This window comes from Amycolatopsis xylanica, from assembly GCF_900107045.1.
GTDB classification, from domain to species: Bacteria; Actinomycetota; Actinomycetes; order Mycobacteriales; family Pseudonocardiaceae; genus Amycolatopsis; species Amycolatopsis xylanica.
Genome location: NZ_FNON01000015.1, coordinates 63,148 through 83,176 on the forward strand (window position 1 = coordinate 63,148; position 20,029 = coordinate 83,176).

The following is a 20,029-nucleotide window of genomic DNA, read 5'->3' on the forward strand; positions in this document are numbered from 1 at the left end:
GAGCCCCCTAGGCCTTCGGCAACTTCGGTTCGACGATGTTCGCGGCCTTATCAGCGACCTTGCAGGACTGCTGCGGGTCCGAACCGGTGATGACCACGTCGACCCTGGAGTGCGCGGTCACTTCAAGCGCGATCACGCAATGCGGGCCAGGGTCCGGGATCAGCAGCGCCTTGCGGCCGTTGAAACTGCCTTCGGTCTTGCCTGCCCCTTGGTCGTTCGCGTCGGCCAGTCCCTGCTTGTCACGAACAGCCACGCCGATGGCCAGCCCTTGGTCGCCCGACGCCGGTGGCCTGAACAGATTGCAGACGCGCGCGCCAGGTTTCGTGTCCGGCGTCGGGCTCCCGAACGTGCCGAACTCGGTGAAGGCGGCAGGGTCCAGCAACGAGCACGGGTCGAGCGAGGAAATCGGCGAGTCACTGCCGGCAGTCCCGCTCGGGCTGGCAGACGGACTCACTGCGGTGGCCGGGGCACCCGGCGACGGCTGGGCCGTACCCGGCTCTTTTGTCGAGCAGCCCGCGATAGACAACAGTGCTACACCGGCGACCACGATCATGCGCATGCAGAGAGTCACAATTCCTCAGGTTTGAATCGTCTTGATCGAGTCGGCCACCGCGTGCTCATTTGCCTTGTACTTTCCGGATGCCCGGTCCAAGGCTTCCGTCGCAAGTTCGAGCACGGTCTTGAACTGGTCGAGCACGGCGCCGGCCGAGTTGACGTCGTCGGCAGCGCCTTTTTGATCGTGCTGAGCCACTGTGTGGCCATAGGGATGGCTGCCCAGTCTCGGAGCCTGCTTCAAGAAAGTGGTCCCTTGGGAAAGCTGCAGCAGGTCCATCTGCATCTGGGCGATCGCTTCGCGGAGCGGCTTGACGCCTTCCTCGCTGATCTTGAAGCCGCCCGACTTCGCGGCGTCGACAAGCTTGGCCGCCTCGGCTTTGGCTTGTTCGACGGCCTTGGCGCTGACGCCGCCGGTGCTGACCAGCCCGACCATGCTGCCGAAATCGGTACCGCCCTGCCCCGGATCAGGTACGAAACTCATCGTCACCCCACGTCATTGCCCTGTGCACGGTTGCCGGGAAGTCTACTAGCCCGGCACCGCGCGCGATCACCGTTTGATCAGACGTACCCGAAGACACACCGGTTCCAAACGGCCTACAAATAGCCTTCGAGCTGCGAATACAGCTGCTGGGCGACCCGTGCGTTGTCCGCGGGCGCGTACGTCAGCCAGCGCTGGCCGTCGGCCGCATCGCGGGAGGTCATCATGTAGCGGCCCGCCTCGGTGTCGAACCAGACCAGGGGGCTCAGGTCGACCGGGCGGTTGTCGCGGCCGCGGACCCCGACTGTGAACTGGCCGACGCGGAGCTTGGGCTTCTCGAAGATGCGCTCGACCATGCGGACCTGGCTGGTCGACTGGGATCTGGGGCCGGTCACGCCCGCGAAGGCGTCGTAGCCGTCGTCGCGGCGGGGGCGGGGGGCCGGGCGGGCGATGGTGACCGATTGGCCTGCCGCGGCCGGGGTGAGGGGCAGGAGGTCGACGATCGAGGGGACGATGGCCGTGGGGCGGGTCTCCTCGAAGACCAGGAGGTTCTCGTCCTGGCGGACGACCACCGCGTACTGGCCGTTGGAGGCGACGCGGGCGAACAGTGCTTTGTCGCCGTCGAGTTTGGCGGCGGCGGAAATCGAAATCGGTGAGTTCACGAAGGTGGACAGGGCGATCTCGATGTCGCCGTCAAGCCTGCCGTTGCGCATGAGGCCGCGGCCTTCGAGGTCGCGGAAGACCGCGCCGCGGACCTGTCCGCGCTGGGTGAACGTGGTGCCGATGTGCGGCAATTGGAACGGGACGGGCGCGCGCCCGTATTTGGTGTACTCGAGCAGAATGTCCACGGCTGCCAAAGACAGCGAGAACGTGTACGACATCGACCAGGCCCCCTGGGGTTTCATCAGCTCGAAAAACACGGTAGTCCACCCGCCGTGACGACCGCAGGCTGCCACCGGATCCGCTCAGCCGGTAGCGAACCGAGTTGCCGCCACCCGGCCCACGCTGGTCCGATGGACCCATGGCTGATCAAAAACCCGCTCTCGTGCTGCACCTCGCCACCGGCGGGGAACCGCTGATGTTCGCGCTTCCGATCGACTCGTCCGACAAGCTCGGCGAAAAGCTGAGCGAACTGGTCAAGGCCGGTGGTGTCGAATCCGTGGTGACCAAGGACAACTCGACCGTCACCATCAATTTCGCCCATGTCGCCGTCGCCTACGTCGACGACCTCAACCGGAAGAAGGTCTTCGGGCTGAACTAACGCGAAGGCCCCCTCCGCGCGAAGCGAAGGGGGCCCTCAAGCAAGACCGTCAGAGCTCGTAGAGCCGCTTCCAGTTCTCACGCGACGTCAGTTCCGGCGTCGCGCGCTTGTACTGCTCCTTGACCGCGGTGCCTTCCTTGCGGAGGCGGTTGATGACCCTGGCCGCGCGCTTGGCCAGTGTGAACATCTTCTCGCGGTCGTACTTGCGGACGCGCACACCCTCCTGCGAGGCGTCGGTGACGACCACGGTCTCGAACAGCGAGATGTGCCACCAGTTGGCCTCGTCGGTCGGCACGGCGCCGAGCGCGTGGCGGTGACGGCCGAGTATCCGGTCGAGGACGCGCTTGAGCAGGATCACGCGCTGCAGCGACGGCCGCGGCGCGCTGTTGAGGATGCCGATGTCGTTGGACGCTATGCCGGGGACGTCGGTCGCGTTGTAGCGCTTGGTCTCCGGGTAGTCGTCGCGGATCCGGCGGATCTCCTTCATCGCGGCGACGCCGCCGTCACGCAGGATCTCGGGGCCCTCGAGGAAGTCCTCGACGGCCTTGATCAGCGTGGCGGTGAGTCCGTACTGCATGCCCAGCAGGTACCGGACGACCTGCGCGGCGAGCACGCGGGCGACCAGGTTCGTGTTGAACGGGCTGTGCAGCGCCGCGGTGATGATCGAGTTGCGCAGGTTGAAGTACCGGTGCCACTCGTCCCAGTCCTTCCAGTGGAAGTCGGCGTGCCAGACGCCGGCGCCGGGGAGGGTGACCGTCGGGAAGCCGGCGCCGCGGGCGCGGTAGCTGTACTCGGCGTCGTCCCACTGGAAGAAGAACGGCATCGGGTAGCCGATGGCCTTGACGATCTCGTACGGGATCAGGCAGCTCCACCAGCCGTTGTAGCCGGCGTCGAGGCGACGCTCCTGGCGGTTCGGCTTGAGGGTCTCCTCGTCGATGCCGAGCAGGTCGGCGGTCGAGAGGCTGTGCTCGACCGGCTTGCCGGGCTCCAGCGTGTTCAGGTTGGCGTACTCGGCGCCGACGTGCAGCTGGTTCGGGTGCAGCAGGTTCAGCATCTGGCCGCCGACGATGACCGGGTCGACCGTGCGGTTGGAGAACGCGGTCATCCGGATCACCAGGTCCGGCTCGAGCAGCACGTCGTCGTCCATGAACAGGACGTTCGCGTGCTCGGTGGCGGTGTGCCCGGCGACCTCGTAGAGGCCGCGGGTGAAGCCGCCCGCGCCGCCCAGGTTCGGCTGGGTGATGTAGTGCAGCTTGGCGCCGAGGTCCTTGGCGACCTGCTCGAAGCCGTCACGCGAGTCGACGCGGTCGGTGCCCTGGTCGGCGACGTAGATCGCGTCGAGGGTGTCGAGCGAGGAGATGTCACCGGCGAGCGCCTGCAGGTTCTTGAGGCAGTCGTCGGCACGGTTCATCGTGCAGATGGTGACCGCGGTCGGGCGGATCTTCTCCGGCGACTCGACGGTCCAGCGGACCTGCTCGACCTTCAGCGTCTGCCCGGCCTCGGTCTCGAGGTCGAGCCAGAGCGCGCCGCCGTCGTAGAACTTGTCCAGCTTCGCGGTCAGGGTGAACTTGGTCGCCGAAGCGCCCTTGACGATCTCGGCCGCGACGACGCGGGCGTCGCCTTCGACGTCGGAGGCGCCGACCGTGAGGGTGCCGTCACCGGTGACGACTGCCTCGACGGTGACCTCCTTCACGTGCGTCCAGCGCTGCCAGTAGCTGGCCGGGAAGCGGCCGAAGTACGTGTTGCCGGTGACCTTGGTCCCCGGCTCGAGGGTGATCTCGGCCCGCTCGCGCGCGACCGAACCGAACTCCAGCTCGGAGTACAGGTCCTTGCTGACGATGGGGGCTGGGCCGGCGTAGAGACCGCGCTGGGCGGTGAGCCGCCCCGTCGCGATGTGCTCGGCGAAGGTCGTTTCCGCGTGACCGTTCGGGGCCGGTTTCACCGCGGCCTGTCCGGTTGCGGCTGCTGCTTTACCGGGCATAGATCCTCAGTTCTCCTCTGTTTTTTCACGAAAGACGACCCACTTGAGCATGACGAAATTGATCACGGTCGCGGTTGCCTGCGACACCACCCAGCCCAGTGTGGTCTTCCACACGGACTCGGGCAGCAGGTGCAGCATCCAGCGGTTCATGCCCACCGCGACGAAGAAAGTCACCGTGTAGAGCGCGATGAAGCCACCGATCTGACCGGCGCCGCCCTGGCGGCCGCCGGCGAAGGTGAACTTGCGGTTGAGGAAGAACGCGGTCGTGGTGCCCGCGACGAAACTGATCGCCCGCGCGACGTCCACCCACGGCGTCGCGTCCATCCCCAGCGCACGCAGACCTTGGTAAACACCGAAGTCGACGAGCGCGCAGAAACCACCGATGAGGCCGAAGCGGATGAGCTGCCCGAGCAGCCCAGGACCCGACGGCTTGGCGGCCGTCGCGTTCGCATGGGGGTCGGTCGCCACCACTGCACTACCTCATTACCGGGGTTGATTGATAGGGGAAGTGTAGAAGCGGTCACCTAAGAGGAACATTCCGGGCGTGGTTACCCTGGTCGAGTGACCGATGGACCCTATATCGAACGGCGCACACTAACCGGCTGGGCACGCACGGCTCCCACGATCGCGGACGTGCTGAGCACGCCTGACGTGGAGGTCATCGCCCGCGCGGTGGCCCAGGCCGGTCCGCGAGGAGTCATCGCGCGCGGCCTCGGCCGGTCCTACGGCGACCCGGCGCAGAACGCGGGCGGCTTGGTGGTCGACATGACCCCGCTGTCCAGAATCCACTCGATCGACCCCGACAGCGCGGTCGTCGACGTCGACGCCGGGGTGAGCCTCGACCAGCTGATGCGCGAGGCGCTGCCGTTCGGGCTGTGGGTCCCGGTACTGCCGGGAACACGCCAGGTGACCATCGGTGGCGCGATCGCCTCGGACATCCACGGCAAGAACCACCACTCGGCTGGCAGCTTCGGCAACCACGTCGTCTCGATGGACCTGCTGCTCGCCGACGGGACCGTGCACACCCTCACGCCGGAGGGCCCCGAGTCGGACCTGTTCTGGGCGACCGTCGGCGGCAACGGCCTGACCGGCATCATCCTGCGCGCCAAGGTCGCGATGACGAAGACCGAAACCGCGTACTTCCTCGCCGACAACGACCGCACCGAGAACCTCGACGAGACGATCGAGCTGTTCGCCAACGGCTCGGACGACAACTACGACTACTCGTCGGCTTGGTTCGACTCGATCTCGACCGGGCCGAAGCTGGGCCGCGCCGCGTTCGGCCGAGGCTCGCTGGCCAAGCTCGACGAGCTGCCGCCGAAGCTGCGGGCCGACCCGCTCAAGTTCGACGCGCCGCAGCTGGCGACGCTGCCGGACATCTTCCCGAACGGGCTGGCGAACAAGCTGACCTTCAGCGCGATCGGCGAGCTGTACTACCGCAAGACGCCTAAGCAGGCGCACGGCGTGATCCAGAACCTGACCGCGTTCTACCACCCGCTCGACCTCTTCGGGGAGTGGAACCGCGCGTACGGGTCGAAGGGGTTCGTGCAGTACCAGTTCATCGTGCCGTTCGCGGCCGAGGACGAGTTCCGCCGGATCGTGCGCCGGATCGCCGAGTCCGGGCACGTGTCGTTCCTCAACGTGTTCAAGCGCTTCGGCGAGGGCAATCGCGCGCCGCTGTCGTTCCCGATGCCGGGCTGGAACATCTGCGTAGACTTCCCGGTCAAGCGCGGGCTCGGCTCGTTCCTGCTGGAGCTCGACGCGCGCGTGCTGGAGATGGGCGGCAGGCAGTACACGGCGAAGGACTCGCGGCTGCCTGCCGAGACCTTCCACAAGATGTACCCGCGCCTCGAAGAGTGGCGCAAGATCCGCAATTCCGTCGACCCCGATGGCGTTTTCGCCTCGGACATGAGCCGGAGGCTCGAACTGTGATTGACGCTGTCGGTAACCCCCAGTCGCTGCTGCTGCTCGGCGGCACCTCGGACATCGCGCTGGCGATCGCCGAGCAGTACCTCACCGAGCGCCCGCTGCGGGTCGTGCTGGCCGCGCGCCCGTCGGCCAGGCTCGAAGCCGCGGCACAGCGGCTGAAGGACAAGGGCGCCGAAGTGTCCACTGTGGACTTCGATGCCAAGGACACCGCTTCGCACCCCGCCGTGCTGGACAAGGCGTTCGAGGGTGGCGACATCGACATCACGGTGGTCGCGTTCGGGCTGCTCGGCGACCCCGAAGAGGTATGGCAGGACCACGCGAAGGCCGTCGAGCTGGCGACCGTGAACTACACCGCGGCCGTCTCGGTCGGTGTCGCGCTGGCGGCCAAGCTGAAGACGCAGGGCCACGGCAAGGTGATCGCGCTGTCGTCGGTCGCCGGTGAGCGCGTGCGGCGGTCGAACTTCGTCTACGGCTCGACCAAGGCCGGGTTCGACGGCTTCTACCTGGGCCTCGGCGAGGCGCTGGCGCCGTCGGGCGTGCGGGTCACGGTCGTACGGCCCGGGCACGTGAAGACCAAGATGACCGAGGGTCTCAAGGAGGCCCCGCTCGCGCAGACCGCCGAGCAGGTCGCGGAGATCGCCGTCTCGGCCGCCCGCGCGGGCAAGGAGCTCGTCTGGGCTCCCGGCGCCTTCCGCCTGGTCATGTCGGTCCTGCGGCACGTCCCGCGCCCGATCTTCCGCAAGCTCCCGTTCTAGAAAAAAATCCCAATGTGGCATTGGTCAGTTTTCGACCAGCCAATGTGGCTTTCGTCAGCTCGAAGCTGACGAAAGCCACATTGGGATTTTTTTACGGCTGGCGCTGGGGTTGGCGGCCCAGGTTGAGGAACTCCTGCTGCTCGCGGTCGTAGCGGTTGGTGAGGCCGGTGCCGTAGCGGTCCCACCAGTTGGCGGTGTGGCCGCCCTGGCGGGTGGTGGTGTCGCCGTAGATCTCGCGGTCGTACTCAAGGCGGGCGTCGCGGAACTCCTGCTGGAACTGCTCTGGGGTGAGGCCCTGGATGTGCGTGATGGCGTCCTGGGACAGGCGGCCGCTCTGGACGATGTCGGCGCCCGCCATGTGGTTCATGATCGCCTGCACGCCGCCGGCGCCGCGCATGTGCGCGCCGGACATGATCGCGGCCTGGACACCGGCGTCGGTGAAGTGCAGCGCGCCCGCGCGGCGGGCGTTGGCGGTCATCAGCTCGCTGACCACGGCGCGTTCCTCCGCGCTGCCGACGCCGTACTGGTTGCGCGCGGCCATGATCCGGTCGTAGCCGTTGTGCATGCTCTCGCGGAAGCCGTAGGCCTCGCGCACGCCACCCTGCTCGCCGCCGACGCCCTCGGAGCGCATGATCGAGTCGACCACGCGCGGGTCGAGCTGCTGCGGTACCACCTGAGGCGCGCCACCGGCCGCGGCGCCTCCACCGGCCGCCGCACCGGCTGGTGCTTGGGCTTGAGCGGTTTGAGTGCCCTGCTGGCCTTGCTGGCCGCCGTAAGCGCGGGCGGTGGCCTCATCGGCGGCCGTGTAGCCGTCGACCACGGCGCGCACGCCCGTGTTGATGTCGTTGATCAGGTGGATGAACTTGCTCAAGCCTCCGACGAGTTGCGACTGCAGTGCCGTGTTCGCCGACGCGACACTGGCGCCGATCCCCGCGAACGACAGCACGTCGATCACGAGCGTCTCCAGATCACGCACGGTGGACAGTGCCGACGAGCTCAGGCTCTCCACCGTGCTGGTGATCATGCGAACCTCGGCAGGCAGGACGCTGTAGCTTCCAGCGGACACGACAACTCCTCTCGACCCAGCGATGCGTCTCGAAGAATTTCACCGTTTCGAGCGACTTCCACACGGTCGAAATACCCACTCGTGACGTAGTCTGGCGCGGTGAGCGCGGCCGTAGAAATCCCGCCGCCCGGCGTGTACACGATCGACCCGGCTCGCTCCCGGGTGACTTTTTCCGGCAAGCATCTGTTCGGGCTGACCGTGCGTGGTGGCTTCGCGCTTTTAAGTGGCCGGATCATCGTCGGTGACCCGCTCGAGGAATCGATGGTGGACGCGGACATCGACGCGGACAGCTTCGACACCGGGAATCGGCAGCGTGACGTCGAGATCCGCTCACGCCGTTACCTCGACACCGCGCAATATCCGGTGATCGGCTTCCGGTCCGGACGGGTGCGCCCGCACGGCGACGGCTGGCTGCTCGAAGGCGTCCTCCACGTCCAGCAGGCCACCGGCAAGATCACCATCGTTCCCGAGCGCGCGACCTACGCCGACGGCGTGTTCTCCGCGCGGGCGACCACCAGCGTCGACCGGACCGAGTACGGGATCGACACCATGGCGAGCCTCGGCGGCCGTGAGCTGAAGCTGATCGTCGACGTCACCGCCGTCGCGAACCCCTAGCCGATAAGCCCGTTTTCCGGCGCGGTCGTCAGATAGAGGTTTTGCTCGCCCGTCCACGGCGACGAGATCTTCCAGCCCGCGATGGTGCCCGCGGGCGGGTTGTCCGTCGACTCCACCAGCAGCAGATCCGGTGTGGTCGGCGGGACGCTCTGGTCCAGGAAGCGGAAGTTCGCGTCGATCAGCGCGCGGGTGAGCGGGCCGCTACGGTTCTTGCTCTCGTTGATCTCCGGGCCGACCGCGCCACGATCCGAGAACAGGTCGACGATCGTGCAGTCACACGAGTACGCGAGAGCGCCGATCTCGCCCGCGCTGTGCACCACGCGGCCGTTCGCGATGCGCCCGAGTTCCTCGCCGATCGCGCGATACTGCTCGGAAGTGGCGTGGTTACTGGTGATCGGCGCGAATTCACGCGGCAGGCCCGGCGAGAGGTAGACGGCGACGCTCGCGGCGGCCATCACCACCACGCCGATCGCGGCGGGCATGCGGTGGCGCGGCACGGCGGCCACCGTCGCGGCGAGGAAGATCGTCGCGCAGGCGATGCTCGGGCCGTAATACCAGTGATACGGCGGCACTTCCAGCAACGAGTACACGAGATAGTGCAGTGCTCCGCCGAGAGCCAAGGCGGCAAAGGGAAGCAGCCGCCGCGCGGGCTTCGAGCCGCGCAGCGCCACTACTGTCCACAGTAGACCGACGATTCCGCCTGCGAGCAGCGGCAGGAACGAAAGCGCGGTGCTCAGCGGAAAGTGCCGGAAGTAGACGAGCGGGCCGTTCGTCACGCTCCATGGTCCCCATGACCGTTGCAGCGTCTTGATGATCAGCGTGTCCGGCACCGCGGAGCCCAGGCCCAGCCAGCTGAACAGGAACCACGGCAGCGTCACCGCGAGCGCCGTGAAGAACGTCTGCCAGATGCCTTCCCAGAACTTCCGGCGCGCGAAGAACAGCACCGCGACCACCACGAGCAGGTCGAGCCTGACCATCGCGAGCAGGCCTGCCGCCAGGCCGAACGCGACCGGTCGGCGTTCGGCGAAGGCCACCATGAGCCAGCTCAGCCCCGCGATGCCGAGCGGGAGCTCCAGGCCGATCGAGGACACCAGCAGCGGGTTGGCCAGCAGGAGCATGGTCGCGAGCGGCGCGAACCAGCGCGGCAGGCCGGTGTGCTCGCCGATCCGGCGCAGTCCGAAGTAGGTGACCACCTGGGCCGCCACGAACAGCACGCCCGCCGCGAAGACCGCGTCGCGGAAGACGAACGTCAGCGCCGCGACGGCGAGCACGTTCAGCGGCGAGGTGGCGGTGTTGGCCGTGCCGTGTTCGATCAGGCCCCAGTGGCCGTGGAAAGCGAGGTTCTTCGCATAGGAAAGCGTGATGTACGCGTCGTCGATGAGGTGCGGCTGCGCCAGCGTGAACAGCACCGCGGACACGGCGGCCACGCCGGCGGGCACCAGCGATCGGGCGGTCACCGCGGGCCGGGTGGCCACGGTTTCGGCGATAGCAGCAGCGGAACGCATCCCGGTCACCGTACACGGTTACCGTGATGTTTTCGTTACCTACTCGGCGTGACCTCGGCCACCCCGGTCAGCGGTGATACTCGCCGCCCGGTCGCGCGTCGGCGCCACGGCCCGGGCCATGGAACCCGGGCCCACCTGGGAATCCGTCGTGCTGACGGTGGATGCCTGCCCGTCCGTCGCGGGGTCCGTGGCCGTGACCGAACCCGGTCGCGGCGCCCACGATCCCGCCACCGATCACGAGCCCGAGCACACCGACGGCGACCAGCTGGGTCGCCCGATGCCCCGCGAAGCGCTTGAACTTGCCAGGCTCACGCGGTTGCTGAGGGTAAGCGGCCTGATATCCGGGCGGGGGCCCGGCGACGGGCGGCGGTCCGGCGGGCGCCTCCGCCTTGGTCTCGGCGGTCTCGGTCACCGGATGCTCCGGCTGGGCCGCGGGCGTCTCCACCGTCGGCGATTCGGACGCAGCCTGCTCCCCCGCCTTGTTCTGCGGCTTGTCCTGCGGTTCGGTCATCGTGCACTCCTGGATCTCCCGGGGAACGTCCGCGCTCCCACAATCCAGGGTGACTCGGTTTCCTGTGCCTCGGCTGTGCTGAACCTGTCGATTACAGATAGAACGAAAGGAACAAAGTGACCACCCAGGTGGCGCCGAGTACCTGCAGCACCCGGTCACGCAGTGCGATCTCTTCGGGCTCGCCCGCGTTCCCGCTGTCGACGTCGACCGCGTAGCGCAGGACGGCGACCACGAACGGCACCATCGAGACGACGGCCCAGACCGAGTTGTCGGCCTTCTCCCGCAGCTCGAACGCCCACAGGCAGTACGACATGATCAGGATCGCGGCCGAGGTCGCCCAGACGAACCGCAGGTAGCTCGCCGAGTACTTCTTCAGCGACGAGCGGATCTTCGCACCCGTCCGCTCGAACAGCATGATCTCCGCGTACCGCTTGCCCGCCACCATGAACAGCGAGCCGAACGCGGTGACCAGCAGGAACCACTGCGACATCGCGATACCGGCGGCGACACCACCGGCGACCGAGCGCATCAGGAAGCCGGAGCCGACGATGGCCAGGTCGACCACCGGCTGGTGCTTGAGGCCGAAGCAGTAGCCGAGCTGAACGGCTTCGTAAACGCCGAGCACGACGGCCAGCTGCCAGCTCGCCAGGAACGAGATACCCAGCCCGGCGCCGAAGAACACGACCGCGGCGGCGTACGCGACCGGCACCGGCACGATCCCGGCCGCGATCGGCCGGTTCCGCTTGGTCGGGTGCTGCCGGTCGGCTTCGACGTCGACCGCGTCGTTGATGAGGTACACCGAAGACGCGACGAGCGAGAAGGCGATGAACGCGATGATGGCCGCGAACAGCATCTCCTTGCGGTTCGTCGCCGTCGCGAAGGCGAAGAACGGCGCCGCGAAGACGAGCACGTTCTTCACCCACTGCTTGGGCCGTGCCGTCTTGATGACGCCGCGCACCAGCTTCACCGGCCCACCCGAGGATGGCTCCGGCACGGCAGGTGCCTCTTCGACGTCATCGCTCGTCGCTGTCTTCGGTGCTTCGCTCACTAGCGCTTTCCCTCAAGCCGGAACCTCTTGCGCAGGATGCCCCCGAGTGCCCCGCCGAGCACAGCGCCCGCCAGCACGTCGGTCGGGTAGTGCACGCCGAGTACCAGCCGCGAGGCCAGCATCGGCGGGACCAGGGCGGGCACCAGGTTACGCCCGGTCAATCCGGAGTAGAGCACCGCCGCCGCCGTGGTCGACGTCGCGTGCGAGGACGGGAAGCTCAGCTTGCTGGGAGTTCCGACGTGGACCTCGACAGCCGGGTCGTCGGGGCGGGGCCGCCGGACGACCCGCTTGATCGCGATGGACGCGGCGTGCGCGCCCACCACCCCGGCCGAAGCGATGAGCCACTCACGGCGCCGCTCCTTGTCGACGGCGGCGCCGATCAGGCCCGCCGCGAACCAGCCCGCGCTGTGCTCACCGAAGTGGGACATGCCGCGGGCGGCTTTGATGGTGGCAGGGCGTGCGAGCACGCCCTGCACCTTCGCCAGCAGGGCGATCTCAGCCATCGAGCGAACCGTCCAGCGGCGCGCCATCGGTCAGGTGCGGCGCGATCTTGTTGTCGAAGGCCGACAGCGCCGAGCCGATCGCCATGTGCATGTCGAGGTACTTGTAGGTACCGAGACGACCGCCGAAGAGCACGTTGCGCTCGCGCGCCTCGACCTTGGCCAGCTCGCGGTAGGCCTCGAGCTTCTCGCGGTTCTCCGGCGTGTTGATCGGGTAGTAAGGCTCGTCCTCTTCCTTGGCGAAGCGGGAGAACTCGCGGAAGATGACCGTCTTGTCCTTGGGGTAGTCCCGCTCCGGGTGGAAGTGCCGGAACTCGATGATGCGGGTGTAGGGGACCTCTTCGTCGTTGTAGTTGACGACCGAGGTGCCCTGGAAGTCACCGGTCTCGGCGACCTCGGACTCGAAGTCGACCGTGCGCCAGGTGAACCGGCCCTCGGAGTAGCCGAAGTAGCGGTCGAGCGGTCCGGTGTAGACGGTCGGGGTGCCCGCCGGGATGTGCTCGCGCACGTCGAAGTAGTCGACGTTCAGCCGGATCTCGATGTTCTCGTGCTCGGCCATCTTCTCGAGCCACGCGGTGTACCCGTTGACGGGCAGGCCCTCGTAGGTGTCGTTGAAGTACCGGTTGTCGAAGTTGTAGCGGACCGGCAGGCGCGTGATGATGTTCGCGCCCAGGTTCTTGGGGTCGTTCTCCCACTGCTTCGCGGTGTACCCGCGGATGAAGGCTTCGTAGAGGGGACGGCCGACCAGCGAGATGGCCTTCTCCTCGAGGTTCTCCGCCGCGTCGGTCTGGAACTCCGACGCCTGCTTGGCGATGAGCTCGCGGGCCTCGTCGGGGGTGTGGGACTTGCCGAAGAACTGGTTGATCAGCGCCAGGTTCATCGGGAACGAGTAGACCTGGTCCTTGACGCGCGCGAAGACACGGTGCTGGTAGCCGGTGAACTCGGTGAACTGGGTGACGTAGTCCCAGACCCGCTTGTTCGAGGTGTGGAACAGGTGCGCGCCGTAGCGGTGCACCTCGATGCCGGTCTCGGGCTCGGCCTCGGAGTAGGCGTTGCCACCGATGTGGTGGCGCCGCTCCAGCACAAGGACCTTCTTGCCGAGCTGCGTGGCAGCCCGTTCGGCCACGGTCAGGCCGAAGAAACCGGAGCCAACTACGATCAGGTCGTAGCCGGTGAAATCGTCTTCAGTAATCTGGGCGGGGTTCGTGTGCGCGCTCACGGGCTGTCAGGGTACGCAAGTGCGCACCGTCATCCGCACAGCCCTTGACATCACGACGCACAGTAACTAGACGAGCGGGACCTGCAGTGCCAACACCGGACACGTTCTGGACCTATTCGAGCGCGATCAGCATCTACCTGGTCGTGCTGGCGGTCCCTGGCGGCCTGATCGGCTGGTCGGCCGGGTTGCGTGGCTGGGCGCTGGCCGGACTGGCGCCACTGCTGACCTACACCGCGACCGGACTCGCCGGTCCGTGGCTCGCGCTCGTCGGCCTGCCGTACAACGTCGGCACGGCCGCCGCCTTCACGCTCTTGCTGGCAGGCGCCGCCTACGGGGTCCGCGCGTTCGGCCTGCGCCGCGGCTGGATCCCCGGCGAGGCGCTCGCCGACCGGCCGCCGCTGCCCTGGACCAGGCGCGCGCACCTGGCCGTCGCGGCCTGCGTGGTGCTGGCGACCGTGCTGTCGGTGATCGTGGTGCTCTCCGCCTCTGGCGGGCCGAACGCGGTCTTCCAGCGCTGGGACACCGTGTTCCACGCCAACGGCATCCGCTACATCGCCGACACCGGCGACGGCTCGCTGACCGGCATGGGCACCATCAACTGGTACCCAGACGGCTCGTTCTACCCGAACGCGTATCACCTGGTCGGCGCGCTGGTCTACAACCTGTCCGGCGCGACCATCCCGGCCACGCTGAACGCGATCACCGTGCCGGTGGCCGGCATCTTCGCGCTCTCGATGGTGACCATGATCCGCCAGTTCGGCGGCCGCGCGGTGTTCGCGGGCTCGGTCGCGATCGTGGCTGGCGCGGCGACGACCGGCGCGTACGAATCGGTGTCGAGCGGCCTGCTGCCGTTCGCGCTCGGCATCGTGCTGACGCCGCTGGCCGCGGTCGCGTTGCAGCGCTACCTGGTGCGGCCCGCCGTCGACACCGGCATGGTGCTGGCGCTTTCGGCCGTCGGGCTGCTGTGCGCGCACTCGAGCGCGTTGTTCGGCGCGATGCTGTTCGCGTTCCCGATGGTGGTGCAGCGCTGGATCCGGCGTGAAGGCCGCGTCGGCCAGGACATCCTGCGGATGCTGCCGGTGATGGCGGCGAGCGGCGTGCTGGCCGCGTTGCAGGTGCTGGGCGCGGTCGGATTCACCTCCAGCGCGTACCCGTACACCCCGTGGGCGTCGAACATCGAGGTCACCGAGGCGCTGAACCAGCTGCTGAAGTTCCGCCAGATCCTGAACCAGCCGCAGCTGTGGCTCGCCGGGCTGCTGGTCATCGGGACCCTGAGCTTCCTGACGCTCGGCAAGATGCGCTGGATCGCGGCGTCGGCGCTGATTCTTTCGTTCATGTTCGTGCTGGTCGCCTGCTATGGCGGGGTGTCGTGGGTGATCACGCTGTCCCGCCCGTGGTGGAACGACCGCTACCGCTTGATGGCGCTGGCCGCGATCCCGCTGTGCCTGCTCGCCGGGCACGGCCTCGCCGAGATCCAGCGGTGGCTCTCGAAGGCCGTCTCGCACTGGAGCTGGGTCCGCGACAACCCGCGGGTGCCGGCCAGGCTCGGGCTGGCGTCGGCCGTGCTCGTGCTGATCGCGATGGGCGTGGTGACCCAGGGCTTCTACACGCAGGCCAACGCGACCGCTGTCGCGTTCCTGTACCACAACGGGCCGGAGTCGAAGGACCGCGAACAGCCGATCAGCGCGTACGAGCTGGAGGCCATGGCGGTGCTGCAGAAGCTGGGCGTCGGGCCGGACGAGCGCGTGCTCAACGACCGTGTCGACGGCTCGGCGTGGGTGTATGCGATCACCGGCATCAAGCCGACCGCGGGCCACTACGACACCGGCGTCCCGCCGAAGGACGCCGAATACCTGGCCGATCATTTCCGTGAGTTCGACACCGATCCCGAGGTGCGCGCGGCGGTGAAGCGGCTGAACATCCACCGGGTGTTCCTCGGCCACGGCTCGATCAAGCCGTACATGCACCGCGCGCCCGGCCTGCGTGACCTCGACGGCCTGGACTTCCTGCGCCGCGAGTACGCGAACCCGAACGCGGTCATCTACACGATCATCAAGTAGTAACCGGGATAAAGCGGGCTTTACTCCGCTGCGGGATAAAGCCCGCTTTATCCCGCCACAAACAGGTAGTGGCTCTACTGGCCACGGCTGCCCCTGCCGTGGCCAGTAGAGCCACCGTCCCCCATTCACCCCCGGGGTGAACTCGTGTGCGGGATCACTCCCGCTTCCCCCTGTTGTGTTCTACCAGTTGACGTCCGTGACCGGAAATCGGTTTCCTCTGATCGGCACTGTCACCCGATCGGACTAGCGCTGGGCCTGCAGGGTGGGCAAGACGTCACTTGCAACTTGCTCCAAGACCAGCTCGCGGCCCTCGTACCAACCGTCCGAGCGCGGCCAGTGGGTGACGATGTCGGTGAAGCCGAGCTCCGCCGCGCGGCCTGCCGCGTCGGTGAACGCGCCGACGCTCGACAGCGAGTAGAGCGGTGACGCGTCGAGGCTGAGGTACCTGGCGATCTTCGTCTTGTCGCGGCCTTCGGCCTCGAGCTTCTCGTCGAACTTGGCGGCGAGCTCGGCGATGTCGCGCCACCACTCCTCCGGCGTGTCCGGCTTGATCTTGCCGGTGGTCACCCAGCCGCTGCCGAACCGGGCGGCCAGCCCCATCGTGCGCGGGCCGTTGGCGGCGATCAGGAACGGCAGCCGCGGGCGCTGCACGCAGCCGGGCAGGTTGCGCACGCCGACGCCCTTGTAGTGCTCGCCCTCGAAGTCGAACTTGTCGTTGACCAGCAGGCCGTCGAGCGCGGCGACGAACTCGAAGAACCGGTCGGTCCGCTCCTTGACCGTGCCGATCGGCTCGCCGAACACCTCGGTGTCGTAGTGGGCTTTGCCACCACCGGCGCCGACGCCGAGGATGAACCGGCCGTCGGAGATGTCGTCGAGCGTGGTCAGCTCGCGCATGAACGGGATCGGGTGGCGGAAGTTCGGCGTCGCCACGAAGGTGCCGAGCTTGATGCGGGAGGTGACCATGGCGGCGGCTGTCAACGTTGGCATGGCCGAGAACCAGGGCCCGTCGGCGAGATCTCTCCATGCCAGGTGGTCATAGGTCCAGGCGTGGTCGAAGCCGTATTCCTCGGCTGCTTTCCACTTGGGCTCGGCGGCCCACCAACGGTCTTCCGGAAGGATCACGATTCCAACGCGCACATTCGTCAAGCTAGCGGCTGGGTACGACACCGCGCCGGTCGGGGAGAATGACCAAGTGGAGAAACCTCAGTTGATCGCGTCCGACGTGGACGGCACCCTGCTCGCGCCGACCGAGACGCTGACCAAGCGCACCATCGACGTGATCGCCAGGGTGCTCGACGACGGTGTGCCGTTCGTGCTGGCCACCGGCCGTCCACCCCGCTGGATCCCCCGCGTCGCCGAGGAAGCGGGCCTGACCGGCTACGCGGTCTGCGCGAACGGCGCGGTCCTCTACGACATCGGCGCCGACCGCATCGTCGCCGTGCACGGCACGCTCGAGCCGATGCTGCTGCACGACATCGCGTCCACCCTCGACAAGGCGCTGCCCGGCTGCCGCATCGCCGCCGAGCGCGTCGGGACCAGCGCGTTCGACCCCGACGTCCGCAATTTCGTGATCGAGCCCGACTACCACAACCCGTGGGGCGACGGCGAGGGCGCGACCACCCCGCGCGGCGAGATCCTCGGCCTGCCCGCGATCAAGGTGCTGGTCAGCGCCCGCGGCATGACCTCGGGCGAGATGGCCGAAGCGGTCTCGGCGGTGCTCGACGACGCCGTCGACGTCACCTACTCGACCGACGGCGGCCTGATCGAGCTGTCCGCGCACGGCGTGACCAAGGCCACCGGCCTCGCCGAGGTCGCCGAGCGCTTCGGCGTCGGCGTCGACCGGGTCATCGCGTTCGGCGACATGCCCAACGACATCGAGATGCTCCGCTGGGCAGGCCACGGCGTCGCCATGGCCAACGCCCACCCCTCGGCCATCGCCGCCGCCGACGAGGTCACCGCCCCCAACTCGGAGGACGGGGTCGCCCAGGTCCTCGAACGCTGGTTCTGACCTGCGGATCCGGGGAAAAAAATCCCAATGTGGCTTTCGTCAGGTTCGAGCTGACGAAAGCCACATTGGCGGCATGAAAACTGACCAATGCCACATTGGATTTTTTCCCGGGGTTAGAGGTCCTTGGCTTCCTCGGGGGTGGGGGCGGTGCCGCCCAGGTGGGCCGGCAGCCAGAAGCGGTCGGCTTCGGAGGCGGGCTTGTCGGGGTACTCGGCCTGGGCTTTGTCGACCAGGGCGGACATGCGGCGGCGGAGTTCCTTGCTGAGGACTTCGGCGTCTTCGCCGGGTGCGGCGTGCATGGGCTCGCCGATGAGGATCGAGATGGGGACGTGGCGCTTGGTCAGCGTCTTGGGGTGGCCCTTGGTCCAGAGGCGCTGAGTGCCCCAGAGCGCCATCGGGATGATCGGGACCTGGGCGGCCGACGCCATCCGGACCGTGCCGGACTTGATGTCCTTCACCGTGAACGACCGGCTGATCGTCGCCTCCGGGAAGACGCCGACGATCTCGCCGGCCTTGAGCTTTTCGAGTGCCTCGCGATAGGAGGCGAGCCCGGCCTTGCGGTCGACCGAGATGTGGTGCATGCCGCGCATCAGCGGCCCGGCGATGCGGTTGTCGAAGATCTCCTTCTTGGCCATGAAGCGCACCAGCCGCTTGGCGGGCCGCGCGCCGAGGCCGCAGAAGATGAAGTCGAGATAGCTGACGTGGTTGCAGGCGATCACCGCGCCGCCGGTGGCCGGGATGTGCTCCGCGCCCTCCACGCGTATCCGGTTGTCGAGCACGCGGAACATGGTCTTGGCCGCCAGGATGACGGGCGGGTACACGAACTCAGCCATCCAGCAAGGTTACGGCACCGTAGGTTTCTGGTAACCGTGCTGAACGCCACTGATCAGGGGCATGGGACGAACTGATACCGGTCATCGGCACTCAGTTGCGCGTTCAACGTCTGGTACTGGTCGCTGCGCAGATACAGGGTGACCCACTTGCCCGTGTCCAGCCGCTTGTACGTCGCCACCCCGTACTGCGGCGCGTAGGACGGGTCGATCGCGCAGTGCTGCGAGGCGGTGTACGCCTCGGCGGTCGCGAGCGCGAGCGCCGGCCGCCTGTTCACCACGTACTCGAAGTCCGTCGGGAGGTAGTTCGAGGCCTCCGTGCGCGTGCCCTGGCGCGCGATGTGGTCGTCCGTCACGCCCAGCACGTCGATGACCAGTATCGACATGCCGACGTGGTACGCGACCGCGCCGCTGGAGTACACCGCGATCACCGTGCCGGACGCGAGCCGGTCGCGCAGCCAGTCGCCGACCTGCTCGCGTTCGGCGGTCTGGGTGCGCCAGTCGTGCATCCCGGGGAGCATGTGCGGGCTCAACGCCGACGCGACCACCGCGGCGCCCGCCAGGACCAGAGCGACGGCCGGGACGGCCCGCACCGGGCGGGTGGCCGTCACGACGCCGAACGCGGCGCACGCGGCGACCGCCAGTAGCGGCGGCATCGGCGCGAACAGCCGCCAGGCAGGCGAGGTGTCCGCACCCGAGGTGAGCAGCACGATCACGAGCTGCGTGGCGATCAGCGCCAGCACGAACCAGACCAGCGAACGGCCACGCGCCTCGTGCGGGCCCGCCGCGCGATTGCGCAGCAACATCCCGAGAGTGGCGACGCCGAGCAGCAGGAAACCCAGGTGCGCCAAGCTGAAGCCGGACAGATAGCGGAAGCCGGTTTCGAGCCGCCAGCCGAGCGGGCCGCCGATCTTGGCGACCACGACGTTCGGCAGCAGGTGCCCGTAGAAAGTCTCCCGCCACGCCGCGCGCGGCACCGCGAACACCAGCGCGCCGAGCAGATACCCGGCGGGCGCCCACCAGCTGGTGCGTTTGCGTATCGCCGAGTACAGCAGCCACAGCCCGGCGACGAAGACGACGAAAACGCCTTCCGGCCTGGTCATCGTGGCGAACGTGGCCAGCACGCCCGCGACCACCGGGCGATGCGCGGCCAGCGCGTAGACCACCGCCACCAGGATGAATACGTACAACGACGTCTCGAGCCCGGAGCCGCCATACGCGGCGAGCCCGCCGGCCGCGGCCGTGAGCACCGCGGCGAGCACCCCGAGCGCCTTCGCGCTGCCGTCGTCGGCCTGACGCGCGTCGCCGACGATCCGGCTGACCACGAAGTACGTCAGCAGCACCGAGCCCAGCGCCGCGATGATGCCGAAGACCACGGCCGTGACAACGATGTCCCAGCCGAACAGCACCTTCGGCATGCTCACCAGCACGAGCCACAGGAACGCGGGATAACCCTCGACGTGGTCGCCTGGGTTGAACACCGGGCCGTAGCCCTCGGCGATGTTGCGGGCGTAGCGGAAGGTGATGAACGCGTCGTCGGCGACCGTCGAGTAGAGCAGCTGGTGCAGCAGCGAAAACCCGAGCGTCAGCAGCAAAGCCCAGACACGCCAGGTCTTGTCGGCCCTGATCCGGGTCCACGCGGCGAGGACGAACACGGCGAGCAGAGCCCACCCGCCGATCATCACGAAGACCAACAGATCCTCACCCT

General features: G+C 67.8%; 20 protein-coding genes. 6 read left to right on the plus strand and 14 right to left on the minus strand.

The window, feature by feature from the left end; genetic code table 11:
* Window positions 1–7: 7 nt before the first annotated feature.
* The 3 genes from BLV57_RS40835 to BLV57_RS40845 form a co-directional block, all read right to left on the minus strand.
* Window positions 8–559, minus strand: a complete 552-nt coding sequence (locus tag BLV57_RS40835) for a DUF3558 domain-containing protein (protein ID WP_143047294.1) — start codon at window positions 557–559, stop codon at window positions 8–10.
* Between the two features lie 18 nt (window positions 560–577).
* Window positions 578–1,036 carry a hypothetical protein gene (locus BLV57_RS40840; RefSeq protein ID WP_091299668.1) on the minus strand — a complete coding sequence of 153 codons (459 nt, stop codon included), beginning with the start codon at window positions 1,034–1,036 and terminating at the stop codon, window positions 578–580.
* A gap of 113 nt (window positions 1,037–1,149) precedes the next feature.
* A complete protein-coding gene (locus tag BLV57_RS40845; RefSeq protein ID WP_091299834.1) occupies window positions 1,150–1,914 on the minus strand; it encodes an ESX secretion-associated protein EspG in 765 nt (254 codons plus the stop codon).
* Window positions 1,915–2,054: 140 nt separating this feature from the next.
* Here BLV57_RS40845 and BLV57_RS40850 point away from each other — a divergent pair, with 140 nt between their 5' ends.
* Complete coding sequence (locus BLV57_RS40850; protein WP_091299671.1) at window positions 2,055–2,294, plus strand: hypothetical protein; 240 nt, start codon at window positions 2,055–2,057, stop codon at window positions 2,292–2,294.
* Window positions 2,295–2,343: 49 nt separating this feature from the next.
* On the opposite strand, the gene BLV57_RS40855 is transcribed toward BLV57_RS40850, so the two are convergent.
* Entirely contained in the window at window positions 2,344–4,275 is a 1,932-nt protein-coding gene (locus tag BLV57_RS40855; RefSeq protein WP_091299673.1) for a glycosyltransferase, read from the minus strand.
* A gap of 6 nt (window positions 4,276–4,281) precedes the next feature.
* The gene (locus BLV57_RS40860; protein ID WP_091299676.1) at window positions 4,282–4,746 is read right to left on the minus strand and encodes a GtrA family protein; all 465 of its coding nucleotides are present in this window, start codon (window positions 4,744–4,746) and stop codon (window positions 4,282–4,284) included.
* 90 nt (window positions 4,747–4,836) lie between these two features.
* On the opposite strand from BLV57_RS40860, the gene dprE1 reads away from it, so the two are divergent.
* The gene (gene dprE1 / locus BLV57_RS40865) at window positions 4,837–6,207 is read left to right on the plus strand and encodes a decaprenylphosphoryl-beta-D-ribose oxidase (RefSeq protein WP_091299678.1); all 1,371 of its coding nucleotides are present in this window, start codon (window positions 4,837–4,839) and stop codon (window positions 6,205–6,207) included.
* Window positions 6,204–6,959, plus strand: a complete 756-nt coding sequence (dprE2, locus tag BLV57_RS40870) for a decaprenylphospho-beta-D-erythro-pentofuranosid-2-ulose 2-reductase (RefSeq protein ID WP_091299680.1) — start codon at window positions 6,204–6,206, stop codon at window positions 6,957–6,959. Before dprE1 ends, dprE2 begins: the two co-directional genes overlap by 4 nt.
* Window positions 6,960–7,050: 91 nt before the next feature.
* Here the strand turns inward: dprE2 and BLV57_RS40875 are convergent, their stop codons facing one another.
* Window positions 7,051–8,025, minus strand: coding sequence for a hypothetical protein (locus BLV57_RS40875; RefSeq protein WP_091299682.1), 975 nt, complete (start codon window positions 8,023–8,025; stop codon window positions 7,051–7,053).
* A 99-nt stretch (window positions 8,026–8,124) separates the two neighbouring features.
* Here BLV57_RS40875 and BLV57_RS40880 point away from each other — a divergent pair, with 99 nt between their 5' ends.
* Window positions 8,125–8,640, plus strand: a complete 516-nt coding sequence (locus tag BLV57_RS40880) for a YceI family protein (RefSeq protein ID WP_091299684.1) — start codon at window positions 8,125–8,127, stop codon at window positions 8,638–8,640.
* Here BLV57_RS40880 and BLV57_RS40885 read toward each other — a convergent pair.
* From BLV57_RS40885 to glf, 5 genes are all read right to left on the minus strand, one after another.
* A complete protein-coding gene (locus BLV57_RS40885; RefSeq protein WP_091299685.1) occupies window positions 8,637–10,145 on the minus strand; it encodes a hypothetical protein in 1,509 nt (502 codons plus the stop codon). The genes BLV57_RS40880 and BLV57_RS40885 overlap by 4 nt on opposite strands.
* Before the next feature lie 67 nt (window positions 10,146–10,212).
* Window positions 10,213–10,656 (minus strand): hypothetical protein, encoded by a 444-nt coding sequence (locus BLV57_RS40890; protein ID WP_245757733.1) that lies wholly within the window; start codon window positions 10,654–10,656, stop codon window positions 10,213–10,215.
* 91 nt (window positions 10,657–10,747) lie between these two features.
* Entirely contained in the window at window positions 10,748–11,704 is a 957-nt protein-coding gene (locus BLV57_RS40895; protein WP_091299688.1) for a decaprenyl-phosphate phosphoribosyltransferase, read from the minus strand.
* Entirely contained in the window at window positions 11,704–12,207 is a 504-nt protein-coding gene (locus BLV57_RS40900) for a phosphatase PAP2 family protein (RefSeq protein WP_091299690.1), read from the minus strand. The genes BLV57_RS40895 and BLV57_RS40900 overlap by 1 nt, the downstream gene beginning before the upstream one ends.
* Window positions 12,200–13,423: a UDP-galactopyranose mutase gene (gene glf / locus BLV57_RS40905; protein ID WP_091299692.1), complete on the minus strand. Its 1,224-nt coding sequence runs from the start codon at window positions 13,421–13,423 to the stop codon at window positions 12,200–12,202. The genes BLV57_RS40900 and glf overlap by 8 nt, the downstream gene beginning before the upstream one ends.
* A gap of 86 nt (window positions 13,424–13,509) precedes the next feature.
* Here glf and BLV57_RS40910 point away from each other — a divergent pair, with 86 nt between their 5' ends.
* Entirely contained in the window at window positions 13,510–15,483 is a 1,974-nt protein-coding gene (locus BLV57_RS40910) for a DUF6541 family protein (protein WP_091299695.1), read from the plus strand.
* A gap of 243 nt (window positions 15,484–15,726) precedes the next feature.
* Here BLV57_RS40910 and BLV57_RS40915 read toward each other — a convergent pair whose 3' ends face one another.
* Window positions 15,727–16,620 (minus strand): LLM class flavin-dependent oxidoreductase, encoded by an 894-nt coding sequence (locus BLV57_RS40915; protein ID WP_091299698.1) that lies wholly within the window; start codon window positions 16,618–16,620, stop codon window positions 15,727–15,729.
* Between the two features lie 55 nt (window positions 16,621–16,675).
* Between BLV57_RS40915 and BLV57_RS40920 the strand changes: the two genes are divergently transcribed.
* Window positions 16,676–17,491: an HAD family hydrolase gene (locus tag BLV57_RS40920; RefSeq protein ID WP_245757734.1), complete on the plus strand. Its 816-nt coding sequence runs from the start codon at window positions 16,676–16,678 to the stop codon at window positions 17,489–17,491.
* A gap of 113 nt (window positions 17,492–17,604) precedes the next feature.
* Here BLV57_RS40920 and BLV57_RS40925 read toward each other — a convergent pair whose 3' ends face one another.
* Entirely contained in the window at window positions 17,605–18,324 is a 720-nt protein-coding gene (locus BLV57_RS40925) for a lysophospholipid acyltransferase family protein (protein ID WP_091299704.1), read from the minus strand.
* Between the two features lie 53 nt (window positions 18,325–18,377).
* On the minus strand, window positions 18,378–20,006 hold the full coding sequence (locus BLV57_RS40930; RefSeq protein WP_245757738.1) for a hypothetical protein: 1,629 nt from the start codon (window positions 20,004–20,006) through the stop codon (window positions 18,378–18,380).
* Between the last annotated feature and the right edge of the window lie 23 nt (window positions 20,007–20,029).

Excerpts from the sequence above, each read along its gene's own strand:
- BLV57_RS40885 (WP_091299685.1), bottom strand. The coding sequence starts at position 10,145 with ATGCGTTCCGCTGCTGCTATCGCCGAAACCGTGGCCACCCGGCCCGCG.
- BLV57_RS40840 (WP_091299668.1), bottom strand. The coding sequence starts at position 1,036 with ATGAGTTTCGTACCTGATCCGGGGCAGGGCGGTACCGATTTCGGCAGC.
- BLV57_RS40900 (WP_091299690.1), bottom strand. The coding sequence starts at position 12,207 with ATGGCTGAGATCGCCCTGCTGGCGAAGGTGCAGGGCGTGCTCGCACGC.
- BLV57_RS40850 (WP_091299671.1), top strand. The coding sequence starts at position 2,055 with ATGGCTGATCAAAAACCCGCTCTCGTGCTGCACCTCGCCACCGGCGGG.
- BLV57_RS40925 (WP_091299704.1), bottom strand. The coding sequence starts at position 18,324 with ATGGCTGAGTTCGTGTACCCGCCCGTCATCCTGGCGGCCAAGACCATG.
- BLV57_RS40890 (WP_245757733.1), bottom strand. The coding sequence starts at position 10,656 with ATGACCGAACCGCAGGACAAGCCGCAGAACAAGGCGGGGGAGCAGGCT.
- BLV57_RS40845 (WP_091299834.1), bottom strand. The coding sequence starts at position 1,914 with ATGTCGTACACGTTCTCGCTGTCTTTGGCAGCCGTGGACATTCTGCTC.
- BLV57_RS40835 (WP_143047294.1), bottom strand. The coding sequence starts at position 559 with ATGCGCATGATCGTGGTCGCCGGTGTAGCACTGTTGTCTATCGCGGGC.
- BLV57_RS40855 (WP_091299673.1), bottom strand. The coding sequence starts at position 4,275 with ATGCCCGGTAAAGCAGCAGCCGCAACCGGACAGGCCGCGGTGAAACCG.